Below are 14,951 nucleotides of genomic sequence, written 5' to 3' on the forward strand. Positions count from 1 at the left end.
TCTTGATCTGTTATGCCTCTTCGTACACAACCTCAACATCCCCTTTATCCTCATGCATCTTGAATAGAGCCCCGGCAATCTTATCCCCCGAGAAATAAGTGTCTTCCTGAACAAAACCATTAATGGTCAAAGTCCCGACATAGATTCCTTTCGGCGTCAGTTCCTGATTCAGGCTGTAAGCGAGGTTTCTCAAGCCCGCTTTTCCGACCGATAATGAAGCAACGTCTGCACTTGGATAAAGCGAAAGTCCTCCACCTGTCAAAAGAATGGATCCTGAGTCTTTTTTCATGGAAGGAATGATTTCCTGAACGGCGACCAGTGCACCTGCCACGTTCACTTTAAAGTCATAAACGAAATCCTCCACGCTGATCGCAGTCGGTTGTCCAGGTCGGATGGACGCTGCATTATACAACAGGACCTCGATTTCATCACCAAATGCAGCTCTTACTTCAGCAATAGCCTTTTTCATGGACGATTCGGATGAAACATCACCTTGAAATCCTTTTGCTGTGATACCATGCGCCGCTAAATCACTTTCAAGCTTCTGCAGTGAAGAGAGGGTACGAGAAATGAGTGCCACCTTGTAACCTTTCAATCCAAAATTCTTCGCCGTCTCATAGCTAATACCTTTACCAGCTCCAATAATGACAATCGTTTTATTCATAATGTATTCCTCCGATTTTTATATTTGTATATGCAAATGAAAAGGTAAAAAAAAGAGCGCAACAATTCTCACTCTTTTTCAAGCTTTAGACTTGCTTCATGCAGCATCTTACTTAAATCCAGGCTGAAATCCTTCCCGAGTGTCTCGGAATAATCCTGGAACATTTCTTTGATTGACACGCGGAATTCGCGGTACAATTCTTCCCCTTCTTCCGTTAATGAAATGAAGGTTTGCTTACCGGACATTTTGCGAACAACGATGTTTCGCTTTTCCAGTTTATCAATGAAACGTGTACTGGTTGAAGGAGCAATGGCCAGCTTTTGACATAGCTCTTTCTGTGTAATTCCAGGCTTAAAGTGAATAACCATGATCATATAAAAGTAGGATGGAGCAAGTCCCCCGGCATCCAGGTGTTTTTCAGCAAGCTTGGTGATGCTGCGGGAAAAACGGCTTGCCGTGAAATATAAGCAGTGAATCAGAACATCTTCTTCTTGATTCATAAGGTCAACATCCTTTCATTTGCACATACAAATTAACACAAGCGATACCGCTATGTCAACATAAGCGGCAGTTATGATGCTCCTTTCAGTTTTTCTATTATACGGATACCAGACTTTTACATTAAAATAAAAAGGAGATAGTGGAAAAGGGGTGTTGGAATGAAAGCATTGATTCAACATGAATTTGGGGATTCCCATGTGCTTCAATTAGCGGAAGTGGAGACTCCAATTATTAGCGAAGATGAAGTGTTGATTAAAACGGCATATACGAGTGTGAACTATGCAGATATTAAATCAAGGAAGGGCAAAAAAGGAAAGGGGCGATTTCCTTTCACACTTGGTCTCGATGCAGCTGGGACTGTTGTGGAAGCAGGGGAATCTTCCGTTTTTTCAGCCGGGGACCGCGTCATTGCGTTTCCTATAGGCGGTTCTTACGCAGAATATGTGAAAGCACATAAACAATTGACGTTCAAGATTCCTGAGAGTCTTTCTTTTGAGCAGGCGGCAGCCATGCCTACCGTTTCGATCCTGTCCCATATCCTGTTACACGAAATAGGCCAGGTGAAGAATAGCGATACAATCGTTGTCCATAGCGGGGCCGGGGGAGTCGGTTCCATGCTCGTTCAATTCGCGAAGCTTGCCGGGGTTAAGACAGTCATTGCAACGGTCGGCAACTTGAGCAAGGGTGACTATGTAAAAAGGTTAGGAGCAGATCTTGTGTGTACATACGACACGTTTTCAGAAGAAGTGCTTCAAATGACGAATGGAAGGGGTGCGCAAGTCATTTTTGATTCCGTGGCCGGAGAAGTCACGACGGCGAGTATGGACTGCCTGGGTCTATACGGAACCCTTGTTCAATTCGGCAACAGTAGCGGCAGTGCGGGACATTTCAAGACGAGCGATGTACATTCCTCCTGCCGAAATGTAAAAGGGTTCAGCCTGGGGACAACGAGGAAGCATCGTCCGGACATGTTGGCTCCTGCTGCTGAAAGAGTGATTGAGCTATTTGCAACCGGCAAAGTAACGCTCCCCATTGCCAAGGTATTCGATTTAAGTGAAGCCAAACAGGCTCATGATTTGATTGAGAGTCGGGAGTATGAGGGGAAGGTATTGATTAAAGCAAGTAAGTAAAGCATTTTACAAGGGAGAGACCCGGGGATCTGCAAGCTAAAATAGCATGAAAAGGAGTCTAGATGATGGGATACATAGAAGAACTGAGGGAAATCGTGGGTCACAGGCCATTACTATTTGTAGGGGCAGTGACGGTTATTGTGGATGAAATGGGAAGGTTACTGCTTCAACAGCGTACGTATCCGAAAGGTGTCTGGGGAATTGCGGGCGGACTGATGGAACTTGGGGAATCCACTAAAGAGGTTGCGAGAAGAGAAGTATATGAGGAAACGGGATTGCGAGTCGATGAACTTCATTTAATCAATGTGTATTCAGGACCGGAGCACTATGTAAAGGCAGAAAATGATGATGAGTTTTACGTCGTAACGGTTGCCTATTATTCGGAGAGGTATGAAGGGGAATTGAACATCGATCCATCCGAATCGATTACGTGTGAGTTCTTTTATCCTGATGAACTACCAACCAATATGGTTAAAAGCCATAAAGTGATAGTGGATGAATTTTTATCTAAACATTATAGAAAAGGTGTTTAATCTTCGGTTTATGCTCTACTTACAACTGAAGCAACTGAGCAACAGCTGATGGTAAATAAACATGGTCGTTTATCGAAAAAGGATAAACGGCTATTTTTGTTGAATTCCATATGTAACAAGCTGCTCTGGATTGAGTGTTTAAATTTTATAATAAAAACAAAGGATTCAGAGTGATTGACTACACTAAGGAAATGAAATCATGAAATTACTGCTCACATCAGCAGGCGTCAATAACAAAAGCATACACGAAGCATTGGTTGCGATGCTCGATAAACCGATCGCCGATTGCACTGCCCTATGCATCCCCACCGCCATGTACGGACACCCCTGGGTCGGTCCCGGCGTCAGAACGTGGGAGTTCATCAGCGGAAATTCAGAGAATCCCATGGTGGATTTGGGATGGAAGTCTGTCGGCGTACTGGAACTAACAGCGTTGCCAAGCATCCATAAAGAACGCTGGGTACCACTCGTTAAAGAGACGGATGTCTTTCTCGTATCTGGCGGTGACGCTCTCTATTTGGCTCATTGGATGCGACAATGCGGACTTGCAGATCTTTTGCCGTCGTTGGATGCAGTCTATGTGGGAATGAGTGCAGGGAGTATGGTGATGGCGCCTGTCGTCGGAGAAGACTTTGTTGGCTGGAATCCTCCGAACGGCGAAGATGAAGTGCTCGGAATGGTTGATTTTTCGATATTCCCCCATCTGGACCACGAGATGCTGCCTGAAAATACGATGGCTGATGCAGAGAAATGGGCCAGAGGAATAAAGGGACCATCGTATGCCATTGATGATCAGACAGCCATCAAGGTGATCGATGGTGAAGTGGAAGTTATTTCGGAGGGGAATTGGAGACTGTTTTCATAAGGGTTGATACCTCTTCAAAAATATAAACATATAAGGTGGGTTAATGATTAACAGTATAGGATTTTTGAACGTAACTAAACGAAAACGATTATACTCTGTAATAGTAGTTGCTTCCATTCTGACCATACTATTTATCTGGTCAGAGCTCCGTGACAGGATGTACGATCTACATTACACCCCAAAAGCAAGCCAAATGACATTTGAATTCAAGACGCCAACACAGGTTCCATTTGCTGAAATGAAAGTGACCGGTTTTACTGTCGGAGAAGATCAGCGTGAAGCAGAAATGTCGTTATTAAACGCTGATATCAATATGATGGATATCCGAATTTCCTCATCAAAACCAGAGTATGAAGCAGATAAGATTGAAAGAGTGAAAATCGGACACGATATTTATGGTGATTTCATTCCGGATATCGCCGGGAGAAGAGTCCTTAGCTGGAGAGATGACCTGTATTATGAAGTGACGTATTACCCTAAATTAACCCCAAAAGAAGTGAGTAAAACACAGCTGATTCAAATGGCAGAGTCTTTTCAATGAATATTCCAGGTGGTAAGCATAAATGAAGTGGAGAATGTATCTATGTAGTATATCGGAAGAATGTCAGTTTAAAGCACCAGCAACTGAACTTGAAATGATTGCAGTCAAAGATATAGTAAAGGTTGAACTGCCGGTGAGACTTGCCCAATTATACAACGAGACGAATGGGGTTTATGGTGACTATGGAATTTCATTTATTTGGTCAACAGAACAGATGGTCAGGGAAAATGTACTTTGTAGGGTGGCTCATCAACAAAGTGGTGATAGATATTCTTTGTTATTTTTCTCCGATGCTGGCAATGGTGATTTATTTGGATATCTGACTGTAAACGGAAAAATAGAGTCTGAGGATATTTACATTTGGAACCATGAAGATGGCAGTCGAAGGGTAGTGGCAGCATCATTAAAGGAGTTTATTAAAGGGTGGATTACTGGCAAATTGACGGTTTAAATATTTACGGCAAAAGCTGAAGATCGAATTATTCATCTTCAGCTTTTATAAATTGGGTTGACAAAACCACTACTTCGTCATACTATATAGTGGTAGTTAGTATTACTTAGTACGTAGTGTAAAATAGGGGGTGAACATTTGGAAAACTTAACAGAAATGCTGAAAGGGGTTCTGGAGGGCTGTGTCCTTGAAATCATCAGCCGTGGCGAAACGTATGGGTACGAGATCACGCAGCAGCTGAGAGAACTTGGTTTCACGGATGTAGTGGAAGGCACGGTATATACCATTACCATGCGCCTTGAGAAAAACAATCTGGTGAATATTGAAAAGAAGAAAAGCTCTGTAGGGCCTCCGAGGAAATTTTACACCCTGAATGAAGCGGGGCAGGAGAAGCTCAAGATTTTCTGGGGGAAATGGGAATTTCTTTCAAGCAAGATGAATGAACTTAAAACAAAAGAAATGATAAGGAGAGGATAAAATGAAATTTATTGAAAAGATTACGGGAAGTTTTGCTGACAAGCGTGAATGGCGTGCGATGGAAGCCCGTGCGAAGACATTGCCAAGTGAGTACCTCAATGCCTACAAGGCGATCCAAAAATATATGTGGACAGCTGGAGGTATGACCGACTGGAAAGACACGAGCCGTGTGTTTAATGGCATTTTGGATCTGTTCGAGGAAGGGGCAGCAGAAGGCAGGGAAGTCACTGACCTCACGGGTGAGGACGTAGCCGCTTTCTGTGATGAACTGGTGAAAGACTCGGAAAAGTGGAGTGACAAGCACCGGGCGAAGTTGAACGATACGATCGGCCGTGGGAAAAAGTGAATCCATTAAGTGATATCGACTGAATGGCGGTTGGAAAAGACTGAACCAAGACTATTCAGTTGTTTTTTTACCACGGTAGTAAGTAATACTGATTACCGGTAACACTAAGTAGCTTTTAAAATAAAGGGAGGAAAAAAACATGAGTCATGCAACGATTTCAGTAAAAGGATTGAAAAAATCGTTCAAAGACAAGGAAGTCCTAAAGGGAGTGGATTTTGAGGTGCAGCGCGGGGAGATATTCGCCCTTCTCGGTTCCAATGGGGCGGGTAAGACAACGATCGTTAATATTCTTTCGACGCTGTTAAAGGCGGATAGTGGTAAGGGGAGTGTATGCAACTTTGATGTACAGCATCAACCGGATCAGGTTCGTCGAAGCATCAGTCTGACAGGACAGTTTGCTGCCTTGGATGGTATCCAGACAGGAAGAGAAAATCTGATCATGATTGGGAAGTTACGGGGAGTATCCAATCCGTCCAAAATCGCAGAAGATCTCCTGACACGTTTCAGTCTGACTGACGCGGCCGACAGGCGTGCAGATACGTATTCCGGCGGGATGAAGCGCCGGCTTGATGTCGCTATGAGCTTGATTGGTGCGCCTCCAGTTATCTTTCTCGATGAGCCGACGACAGGGCTTGACCCGGAAGCCCGGATGGAAGTCTGGGAAACCGTCAAGGAGCTTGCCGTTGGCGGAACGACCATCTTGCTGACGACCCAGTACCTGGAGGAAGCGGAACAGCTGGCGGACCGCATCGCCATCCTCCATGGAGGGGAAATCATTAAGACGGGTACCCTTACTGAACTGAAGGAAATGTTCCCGCCTGCGAAAGTGGAGTATATCGAGAAGCAGCCGACGCTGGAGGAAATCTTCCTCGCGTTCATTGGCAAAAAAGGAGGAAATGAAAATGAACAGTAATACAGGGGTATTATTTGGACGGCTGATGCGTGGCATTTTACGGAGCCCTGATACGATTATCACGGTTGCCATTACTCCGATTATGATGCTACTGTTGTTTGTTTATGTATTTGGCGGTGCCATTGAGACAGGGACGGAGAGCTACGTGAATTATTTGTTACCTGGAATTCTGCTGATTACGATTGCTTCAGGTGTCGCTTATACATCGCACCGGCTCTTTACGGATGCGAAGAGCGGGCTGATGTCGCGTTTTATTACGATGCCGATTAAACGCTCATCGATTTTATGGGCACACGTGTTGACTTCCCTTGTATCGAATCTGCTTGCCGTTATGGTCGTCATTCTCGTTGCGCTGTTGATGGGCTTTCGTTCTGGTGCTGATATGTTGGAGTGGTTAGCGGTAGCAGGAATACTGGTACTGTTTACGCTTGCGTTGACATGGCTTGCGGTTATTCCGGGATTGACGGCAGACTCGATGGAAGGCGCGACGGCATACTCCTATCCACTGATTTTCCTACCATTCATAAGTTCGGCCTTTGTCCCAACGGAAACGATGCCAACCGTTGTGCGGGTGTTCGCAGAGAACCAGCCTGTGACTTCGATCGTGAATGCGATTCGTGCCCTTTTGTATGGAGGGACGGTCGGCAGTGAAATCTGGACCTCGCTTGCCTGGTGTATCGGTATCATGGTCATTACTTATTTCATTGCCAGTAAGATATTTAATCGCCAGTTAGGATGAGCATTGAAGAAGCAGGAAAATGAGAGTTGCTGATGGAGAACCTATATAACTTCCAGGATGCAGGTGGACACAAGAGAGCGAGGCACTACTAAATAGTAGCCAAATGGACTTTTGTGTCTTCTTTTTGTTGTGATCCAGGTTAATGTTTTCATAGTTTTTTACGCTAAATGGAGGAAGTATCTTGATGGGAATGGAATACCATTAGTATGGTATTTGGTTTAGATTTTGATCCACATGAATAAATCTGAACAAAGACTATTATGGGAGGAATGTGTATGGCATTCGTTTCAATTTATACTGTTGGCAGGTTAGCTCACCCGTATGATCATCCGGCATCTCGAGAATTTTATGACGTTGGACAAAGAGTGATGCGTCAGGCTTACGTAGCAGGACATCTTATCGAAGAGTTTTCATCAGACGGTGTTTCGTTACCTGAAGAAGGAGATGGAAGTGGTTACCCCGTCCTGACATTAACGGTATGGAATAGCCTGCAATCCTTATATCGCTTTACATATGCGGGGAAGCACAGTCAGGCACTGCGGAACAGGAACAAATGGATGGAGCCTGATGATGGGAAGCGTTCTTCGTATGTAGTCTGGTGGACAGAGAAGGTCAAGGATGTCTCATGGGAGGAAGCTTTTACGAGATACCATTATTATCTTGAACATCATGCTACTCCTTTTGCGTTTGATTTAAAGAAAGCATTTGATGAGAGTGGAAAACCGTGTATTCTGAAGTGAAGATAGAGAGAAATTCCGGAAGGAGGAAGTTTCTATGTTGTTTATGATGATCGTCAAAGCCTCAAGAAACTCGGAAGCCGGAAATCCTCCGAGCCCCGAGCTCATGGAAGCCATGACAAAGTACAATGAGGATTTAGTGGAAGCAGGCGTACGGGTGATGGCAAAAGGACTTCATCCAAGCTCTGACGGTATCCGCGTATCGTACCCGAAAACAGGTGGTGAGCCGGTTGTAACCGAGGGTCCATTTGAAGTCGACGGGTTAGTGGCGGGGTTCTTCCTGATCGATGTGAAATCGAGGGAAGAAGCCATCGAGTGGGCCATGCGGGTGCCGGACCCTCAAGGGTATGGGGAAGAACAGGTGGAATTGCGTCAAGTCTTCTAAGTAACAGAACAGAAGGGAAAAGATGATTAATCTAGTGAACAATTGACTTGTAAATAGAAAAGAAGAAAGAAGGTTTTTAAATGCATGACTTGCAAACCCGCTATAATGCCTTTACCAAAATGCACGATGAATTTATCAGGGATTGGAGTCATGCGATGAGTTCGGGTGACACCTCTTCCGTTGAAAGAATGACAGAGGATTACTATGTAGCATTTTTTAATAGTGGAAGTGATAGACCCATTTTTTTTAACAAATTAGAAGCTATGGATGGTATGAAACAATCGGTCAGCCATTTTTCAGGGGCAGAAAAAAGGTTTGAAAACAGAGTCATTCGATTAAGGAGTAGCGAGAATGCAGTGGTTTTCTATGAACAATTAATTGTAAAAGAAGAGGAAGTATTAGCACGGTTATTTACAATTGAAAATTGGAGATTAGTGAATGGAAAATGGATGGTTATAAGAGAAATAGAAGAACGGATAAAATAATGCAGAAAAACAAAAGGGAGCGATTTTAGATGATAAAAGGATTCGGAGGAATCTTCTGGAGAACGAAAAACCTGGATGCTTTAAAGAAATGGTACGGTGAAGTGTTGAAGATTGAAATGGGGGATTGGAACGGAACCATGATTAAACCTGATCCGGAAAATGAAACGATCTTTTCTTTCTTTAAAGAAGATGACCCCTATTTCCCGACAGAACAACAGGTGATGTTGAATTTCCAGGTACATGATCTTAACGAAACGATGGAACATCTTGAACGGGTGGGTGTATCCCTTGCAAAGGAAAAAGAAGTGAGTGAATTCGGTCAGTTTATTTGGATTAAAGATCCTGAAGGCAGACTGATTGAGCTATGGGAGAAATAATGGTTGAAATCATACGGTTAGAAGGGTCGGATCTTTATGGGGTTAACACCGTCACAGCGTCAGGCAATCGATTATTTTACTGCCTATGCCCGTAAGAATAAAGCGGATGCGAGGGCTACCATTCAACATATTCTGAACATGTCCAATATTTCACGTGAGGTGTTTGAACAGGCAGTGAATCATATTAAAACTTACGCACAGATCGGTTTGCACTTCCATCCGGATCGACCGGCTTCCACTATGAAGAACGTTGCCCAGTCCCTGCTCGAACATGGGGAATATAAGAGTCAGTTTGAAACATTCATATCGAATGGAAAGGTGTCCCCCCATTCAGGTGGTGACCGGGATAGGTGGGAAGAGAATATGTTTGGAGGAGCTTACCAATCGGACGGTACATTGATGAGCGAACGGCCAAAGTACGGGGCATTGAATTTGATGCTGCATCCGGATGGGCCTTCTCCGCGGTTCGGCTCATGCTACTTTTTGTTATCCCCTAACGTTTCATCACGAGCGACCTTTACATATCTGGACTCGCACCAAAACCCATTTGAGAAGGGGACGTATCAAGAATTTGATATGATCCTGGCCGCGCTTTTGGAAGAAATGTTTTTAAGGGATTTTGCACTTGGAGAAAAGGATTTGACACCGACGAGGTTTATGCAACATGTATTGCATCATCTTGAACATGGCAGGAAAGAAAGCTTGGCGACTCGAAATTTGAATCATTACATAGAATCACAGGTTCATGGTCCCATTTCCCTGAAAGAAGATGTGGAAGTGCTGGTTGCCGACCCTTCCTTTAAGGACACGACTGTTGGTGAAACCCTGGAGCAAATGTGCTCCAAGTATTCCATCAATCTTAAATGGCATATGGGTTTTGTCCTTCATGTAAAGGATGTCCCTTCTGATTTCAGGGGACCAGCCATGCCGTCCCTGGCAAAGCGGATCGCTTATAAAGATAGGATTGATGCCCACATAATCGGATCAGCCGTCATAAGTTTGAGAAGAGATCCTGATTCCTGGAGTGATCGGGGTACTTATGAAGCTGTACTGCAGGAACTGAAGCTAATGTGGCATGTCCTTGTTAAGTACGGAAGACCGATGGAGAAGTGATTGAGGTGGATTTAAGGTGAAAAAAACATCCGTGACTGCAATATCTTTCAGTATGATATTGATCTGTGTTCTATCAAATGAATACTCTTTTCGTCATGCCGACCAGTCTTGTATCAAAAAAGATAAAACTCCAATTGTAGAAAAGACCTTTCTATCTTTTCATTGGAGTGTATCCTGTAAATAAGTCAGGACTGGCCCTTATAGTCTGTGGGCCAGTCCTTGCAAAGTCTATGAGGCGGAATTCTATCAACAATCGAAATTTAATTTGAATCCTGTCAAAGTCCATACTGTTGAAAATAGTAATATCAGGTGGGGAATTCTTTAAAAATCATCGTGAGATACTGGAATATAAAGAAGGTACACTGAGATAGATCGTCTTTGCTTACCTATCCCATGAAGAGGGAAATTTTACTTTGCCTTTACTAACCGTAGTTCTTCCGCCTTTGCCAATACACATTTCCTCTCATCCGAATCCAATTCCACATATTCAGAATCATAGATCCAGAATATGGTGTACAACTCATCTTCGTATTCTACAATATCGCCGAGATTATATTTCATTTTCTCTCCTTGAAGAAGACGATCCATTCTCAGTGAACGGTGTATATTTTACCATTACTTTATTACTATAAAACATTCCTACTTATTACTAAAAGGCGATTAAGATTGAGTTTTGTCATGAAAACACAGGTCTACGATGAAATTCATCATAAATTATTCTTCTAAGAATGTATGAATCGAACCGAACTAAATTTTTGAACTGGTCCATTTGAAAGGGAGCAAACGGACGTTCGTCTGTGATATAATGGAAGGACACAACATAATACGGAAGATGGGGTAGCGGCTCACACTCCCGAGTGAAGGGAGGTGATACGCTAATGATTGCTGTAGGAGATGTATTGCAGATTATGATTGCCTTTGGAACATTGATTGTAGCAATTGTCGCGGTTACACAAAAAAAGAAGTAACCATCGTCCCCACCGCTCATGAGGATCATTGATGATTACTTCTGTTTCGATTGACTCTGAGTGAGCCGCTGCACTTTCCATGCAGTTTATGTTGTGGAGGAGTCCTGATTGCCGTCAGGGCTCCTTTTTTAGTGTACTTAACTACTTTTATTATATACATAATGTGATTCGTTAGTAAAGAATAGTGAATAAATGAATCATTTTCCGCCAAGAATAAAATAAAGTATTGACAAAATTAACCTGTTTCGTATAGATTAATTGTAACATAACACTTACATTCCATGACGAGAACGAGTAGGTATGGAGTCTGTTCTACAGAGAGTTGGCGAATTGGTGGAAGTCAACGTTCAGATCATATTGAATATCCTCTCCGAGAAGCAAAGCTGAAGGTACTTTAAGCTTTGACGGGTTTCCGCCGTTACAAGGAACGCGTATGATTGTACGTTGAATGAGCGCTGTCACGTAAACTCGGAAGTCGGGTTTATGGGCAGAATCAGGGTGGTATCGCGGGTTACAAACTCGTCCCTAACTTAGGTTAGGGGCGGGTTTTTTTAGTTATATAAAAGAAGGTGTGATGACATGGAGAAGGTCAATGTAAACGAAAAGTCAATCGAAAGAGAGCAGCGGATCCAGGATTTCTGGAATTCGAATCATATTTTTGAAAAGTCAGTGGCAAACCGGGAAGGGGAAAAGACCTTTGTCTTCTATGAAGGTCCCCCGACGGCCAACGGACTTCCGCATGCCGGGCATGTCCTCGGACGTGTGATCAAGGATTTCGTCGCCAGGTATCAAACGATGCGCGGGTATCAAGTGAAACGTAAGGCTGGATGGGATACCCACGGACTACCGGTGGAACTCGGTGTTGAAAAGAAAATCGGTGTCTCCGGTAAACAGGAAATCGAGGAATACGGGGTAGAGAAGTTCATTGAGGAATGTAAAAAGAGTGTGTTCGATTATGAGAGGCAGTGGCGGACGTTCACCGAAGCGATCGGATACTGGGTGGATATGGATGATCCTTATGTGACCCTTCAAAATGATTATATCGAAAGTGTCTGGCACATCCTTTCGAAAATCCATGAAAAAGGTTTGCTCTATCAGGGGCATCGGGTCGTTCCATACTGCCCGAGCTGCCAAACGCCCCTCAGTTCCCATGAGGTAGCCCAAGGATATAAGGATGTAAAAGATCTTTCCGCGACGGCTAAATTCAAAGTGGAAGGAAGCGAGAATGAGTACTTTCTCGGCTGGACAACGACACCGTGGACGCTTCCGTCAAATGTGGCCCTTGCCGTCCATGAAGACGTAGATTACGTGAAAGCAAGGCGTGGAGATGAGACGTATATCCTTGCGAAAAACCTTTTGAATAAGGTGCTGGGAGAAGACGTTGAAGTGGTCAGTGAGCATAAAGGACACGACTTTGTTGGGGTTTCGTATCAACCGCCATTCGACAATCTTACACTTGAGCGCGGGCATGAAGTGATCTCGGCAGAATTTGTAACCGACGACAGTGGAACCGGGATCGTTCATCTGGCTCCTGCACACGGGGAAGATGATTACAATGCCATCAAAGAAAGCGGATTGGATTTCATCAATATCGTGGATGAGAAGGGTTGTTACACCAGTGATTTCAAGGCTCTCCAAGGGGAGTTCACTAAGGACAGCGATGTGAAGATCATCAAGATGCTGGCAGACAGCAACCTTCTGTTTTCTAAAGAAAAGTATGAACACAGCTATCCCCACTGCTGGCGCTGTGACTCACCGCTTATCTATTACGCGATGGAAGGATGGTTCATCAAGACAACGGCCGTAAAAGACACGATCATCAAGAACAACCAATCCGTCGAGTGGTACCCGGATCATATGAAGGAGGGACGCTTCGGGAAATTCCTCGACAATATGGTCGATTGGAACCTGGGCAGGAACCGCTACTGGGGTACGCCGTTGAACGTGTGGGTATGCGGAGATTGTGATCATCAGTTCGTACCGGGAAGTGTTCAGGAGTTGAAAGAACATGCGGTAAGCGGATGGAGTGAAGGTCTTGAGCTTCATAAACCGTATGTGGACGAAGTGACCGTGGAATGCCCGTCCTGTTCTCGTGAAATGAAGAGAACAAAGGAAGTCATCGATGTCTGGTTCGACAGCGGATCGATGCCATTTGCCCAGTATCATTACCCATTCGAGAATGAAGAGTTATTCCAACAACAATTCCCGGCGGATGTAATCGCGGAGGGAGTGGACCAGACGAGGGGATGGTTCTACAGCCTGTTGACAGTTTCGTCGCTCTTTACAGGGAAAGCGCCGTATAAGCGGGTCTTATCACTCGGGCACATCCTCGATGAAGACGGCCGGAAGATGTCCAAGAGTAAAGGGAACGTCATGAATCCAATGGAACTCGTTGATAAGTTTGGCGCAGATGCTCTCAGATGGGCATTGCTTGCAGACAGTGCTCCTTGGAATAATAAGCGCTTCTCGGAAAACGTCGTCAGTCAGGCGAAGTCGAAGCTTGTGGACACGCTGAATAACGTTCATTCCTTTTACACCCTGTATGCGGTGATCGACGGTTTCGATCCTGAAAAACATGAAGCCGGAATGCCTTCTCTGCTTGATCAGTGGATGGTATCACGATTGAATACAGTGGTAACAAAGGTAACGGAGCATTTGGATGGATATGACTTTACGGCAGGAGCAAGAGAGTTATCCATCCTGGTGGACCAGGTGAGTAACTGGTATATCCGCCGGTCCCGTGAACGGTTCTGGAGTGAAGGGCTGAATGAAGATAAACTGGCGGCGTACCACACGTTACATCGGGTATTGGTCAGTGTGAGCAGGTTGCTGGCACCGTTCACGCCGTTCATCGCAGAAGATATCCATATGAACCTGACAGGTGAAAGCGTGCATCTGGCTGACTTCCCGAATGCTGAACAGGATGAGATCAACCCGGCACTTGAACTGGAAATGGACCATGTGCTGCAAGTCGTCGAGCTTGCCCGTTCCGCCCGGAATATGACTAGCATCAAAACGAAGCAGCCCCTATCCGAGCTTACGGTGGTTGGTTCAAAACAAGATACAGAATCTCTCTGGAAGTATGAATACATCATCAAAGATGAAATCAACGTGAAGAGTGTTCAACTACAGGACACCGCAGGAGATTCCGTACAGTATGAAGTGAAGCTGAATTTCCCGACTGCCGGTCCGAAACTCGGAAAACTCGTAGGTGTCGCTCAGAAGCATTTACAAACGTTATCTTCTGAAGAAGCGAAGAAGGTTGTGGAACAAGGGTATGTTGACTTTGAATCTCCAGCAGGAGAAAAGGTTTCAGTCGAGACAGAAGATCTCATTGTTCATCAAAAAACCCATCAAGGATTGGAAATGGCTTCAAACTCTCAGTTTAGTGTATTCCTGGATACAACCATCACGGAAGATCTGCGGAAAGAAGGGAAAGCCCGTGAGTTGGTTCGTGCCGTCCAGCAATACCGTAAAGAATTGAATCTGCCGGTGGAACAGCGCGTGCATCTGGTGTTGGATGTGGATGATTCGATGAAAGAGGTAGTGGAGCAATTTGAAGATTTACTGCAGGGCAGTCTCTTGATCAAGAGCATGACGTTTGAGAAACGAGAAAGCATGAAGACAGTCGATTTGGATGGAGATCGATTAGGGATCTTTGTAGGAGTGTAATGCAACCAAGGGCTTACCCAAAACCAGGGTGAGCCCTTTTTTAAGGGAGATTTT

General features: G+C 44.5%; 19 protein-coding genes and 1 other annotated feature. Of the genes, 16 read left to right on the forward strand and 3 right to left on the reverse strand.

Annotated features, from left to right (window positions below; genetic code table 11):
- Positions 1-10 precede the first annotated feature (10 nt).
- Positions 11-664, reverse strand: coding sequence for an SDR family NAD(P)-dependent oxidoreductase (locus BVI01S_RS14085; protein WP_061810677.1), 654 nt, complete (start codon positions 662-664; stop codon positions 11-13).
- A gap of 68 nt (positions 665-732) precedes the next feature.
- Entirely contained in the window at positions 733-1,164 is a 432-nt protein-coding gene (locus tag BVI01S_RS14090) for a MarR family winged helix-turn-helix transcriptional regulator (protein WP_034756232.1), read from the reverse strand.
- Between the two features lie 159 nt (positions 1,165-1,323).
- Here BVI01S_RS14090 and BVI01S_RS14095 point away from each other — a divergent pair, with 159 nt between their 5' ends.
- The 14 genes from BVI01S_RS14095 to BVI01S_RS14160 all read left to right on the forward strand — a co-directional run bounded on the left by BVI01S_RS14095 (position 1,324) and on the right by BVI01S_RS14160 (position 10,257).
- On the forward strand, positions 1,324-2,295 hold the full coding sequence (locus BVI01S_RS14095) for a quinone oxidoreductase family protein (protein WP_061810678.1): 972 nt from the start codon (positions 1,324-1,326) through the stop codon (positions 2,293-2,295).
- A 62-nt stretch (positions 2,296-2,357) separates the two neighbouring features.
- The gene (locus tag BVI01S_RS14100; RefSeq protein ID WP_369690889.1) at positions 2,358-2,828 is read left to right on the forward strand and encodes an NUDIX hydrolase; all 471 of its coding nucleotides are present in this window, start codon (positions 2,358-2,360) and stop codon (positions 2,826-2,828) included.
- A gap of 199 nt (positions 2,829-3,027) precedes the next feature.
- Entirely contained in the window at positions 3,028-3,693 is a 666-nt protein-coding gene (locus BVI01S_RS14105; protein WP_061810680.1) for a Type 1 glutamine amidotransferase-like domain-containing protein, read from the forward strand.
- Positions 3,694-3,736: 43 nt separating this feature from the next.
- Positions 3,737-4,234 carry a hypothetical protein gene (locus BVI01S_RS14110; RefSeq protein ID WP_156477335.1) on the forward strand — a complete coding sequence of 166 codons (498 nt, stop codon included), beginning with the start codon at positions 3,737-3,739 and terminating at the stop codon, positions 4,232-4,234.
- A 22-nt stretch (positions 4,235-4,256) separates the two neighbouring features.
- Complete coding sequence (locus BVI01S_RS14115) at positions 4,257-4,685, forward strand: SMI1/KNR4 family protein (RefSeq protein ID WP_034756246.1); 429 nt, start codon at positions 4,257-4,259, stop codon at positions 4,683-4,685.
- Positions 4,686-4,823: 138 nt separating this feature from the next.
- Positions 4,824-5,162: a PadR family transcriptional regulator gene (locus BVI01S_RS14120; protein ID WP_034756248.1), complete on the forward strand. Its 339-nt coding sequence runs from the start codon at positions 4,824-4,826 to the stop codon at positions 5,160-5,162.
- Position 5,163: 1 nt separating this feature from the next.
- Entirely contained in the window at positions 5,164-5,508 is a 345-nt protein-coding gene (locus BVI01S_RS14125; protein WP_061810682.1) for a DUF1048 domain-containing protein, read from the forward strand.
- A 139-nt stretch (positions 5,509-5,647) separates the two neighbouring features.
- Complete coding sequence (locus BVI01S_RS14130) at positions 5,648-6,421, forward strand: ABC transporter ATP-binding protein (RefSeq protein WP_061810683.1); 774 nt, start codon at positions 5,648-5,650, stop codon at positions 6,419-6,421.
- Positions 6,411-7,160 (forward strand): ABC transporter permease, encoded by a 750-nt coding sequence (locus BVI01S_RS14135; protein ID WP_061810685.1) that lies wholly within the window; start codon positions 6,411-6,413, stop codon positions 7,158-7,160. The genes BVI01S_RS14130 and BVI01S_RS14135 overlap by 11 nt, the downstream gene beginning before the upstream one ends.
- Positions 7,161-7,435: 275 nt before the next feature.
- On the forward strand, positions 7,436-7,900 hold the full coding sequence (locus BVI01S_RS14140; RefSeq protein WP_034756259.1) for a DUF3291 domain-containing protein: 465 nt from the start codon (positions 7,436-7,438) through the stop codon (positions 7,898-7,900).
- 34 nt (positions 7,901-7,934) lie between these two features.
- Entirely contained in the window at positions 7,935-8,282 is a 348-nt protein-coding gene (locus BVI01S_RS14145; protein ID WP_061810686.1) for a YciI family protein, read from the forward strand.
- 80 nt (positions 8,283-8,362) lie between these two features.
- Positions 8,363-8,767, forward strand: a complete 405-nt coding sequence (locus tag BVI01S_RS14150) for a hypothetical protein (RefSeq protein WP_061810687.1) — start codon at positions 8,363-8,365, stop codon at positions 8,765-8,767.
- Positions 8,768-8,796: 29 nt separating this feature from the next.
- A complete protein-coding gene (locus BVI01S_RS14155) occupies positions 8,797-9,144 on the forward strand; it encodes a VOC family protein (RefSeq protein ID WP_061810688.1) in 348 nt (115 codons plus the stop codon).
- A gap of 36 nt (positions 9,145-9,180) precedes the next feature.
- On the forward strand, positions 9,181-10,257 hold the full coding sequence (locus BVI01S_RS14160) for a DUF3626 domain-containing protein (RefSeq protein WP_061810690.1): 1,077 nt from the start codon (positions 9,181-9,183) through the stop codon (positions 10,255-10,257).
- Between the two features lie 408 nt (positions 10,258-10,665).
- Here BVI01S_RS14160 and BVI01S_RS22570 read toward each other — a convergent pair whose 3' ends face one another.
- Positions 10,666-10,818 carry a hypothetical protein gene (locus tag BVI01S_RS22570; RefSeq protein ID WP_156477336.1) on the reverse strand — a complete coding sequence of 51 codons (153 nt, stop codon included), beginning with the start codon at positions 10,816-10,818 and terminating at the stop codon, positions 10,666-10,668.
- Between the two features lie 317 nt (positions 10,819-11,135).
- Here BVI01S_RS22570 and BVI01S_RS22975 point away from each other — a divergent pair, with 317 nt between their 5' ends.
- The gene (locus tag BVI01S_RS22975; protein ID WP_219927342.1) at positions 11,136-11,225 is read left to right on the forward strand and encodes a putative holin-like toxin; all 90 of its coding nucleotides are present in this window, start codon (positions 11,136-11,138) and stop codon (positions 11,223-11,225) included.
- A 272-nt stretch (positions 11,226-11,497) separates the two neighbouring features.
- Positions 11,498-11,755, forward strand: a binding site (T-box leader).
- A gap of 49 nt (positions 11,756-11,804) precedes the next feature.
- Positions 11,805-14,897, forward strand: coding sequence for an isoleucine--tRNA ligase (gene ileS, locus BVI01S_RS14165; protein WP_061810691.1), 3,093 nt, complete (start codon positions 11,805-11,807; stop codon positions 14,895-14,897).
- The last annotated feature ends 54 nt before the right edge of the window (positions 14,898-14,951 follow it).

Origin of the sequence: Rossellomorea vietnamensis NBRC 101237, assembly GCF_001591825.1 — a bacterium.
Lineage (GTDB): Bacteria > Bacillota > Bacilli > Bacillales > Bacillaceae_B > Rossellomorea > Rossellomorea vietnamensis.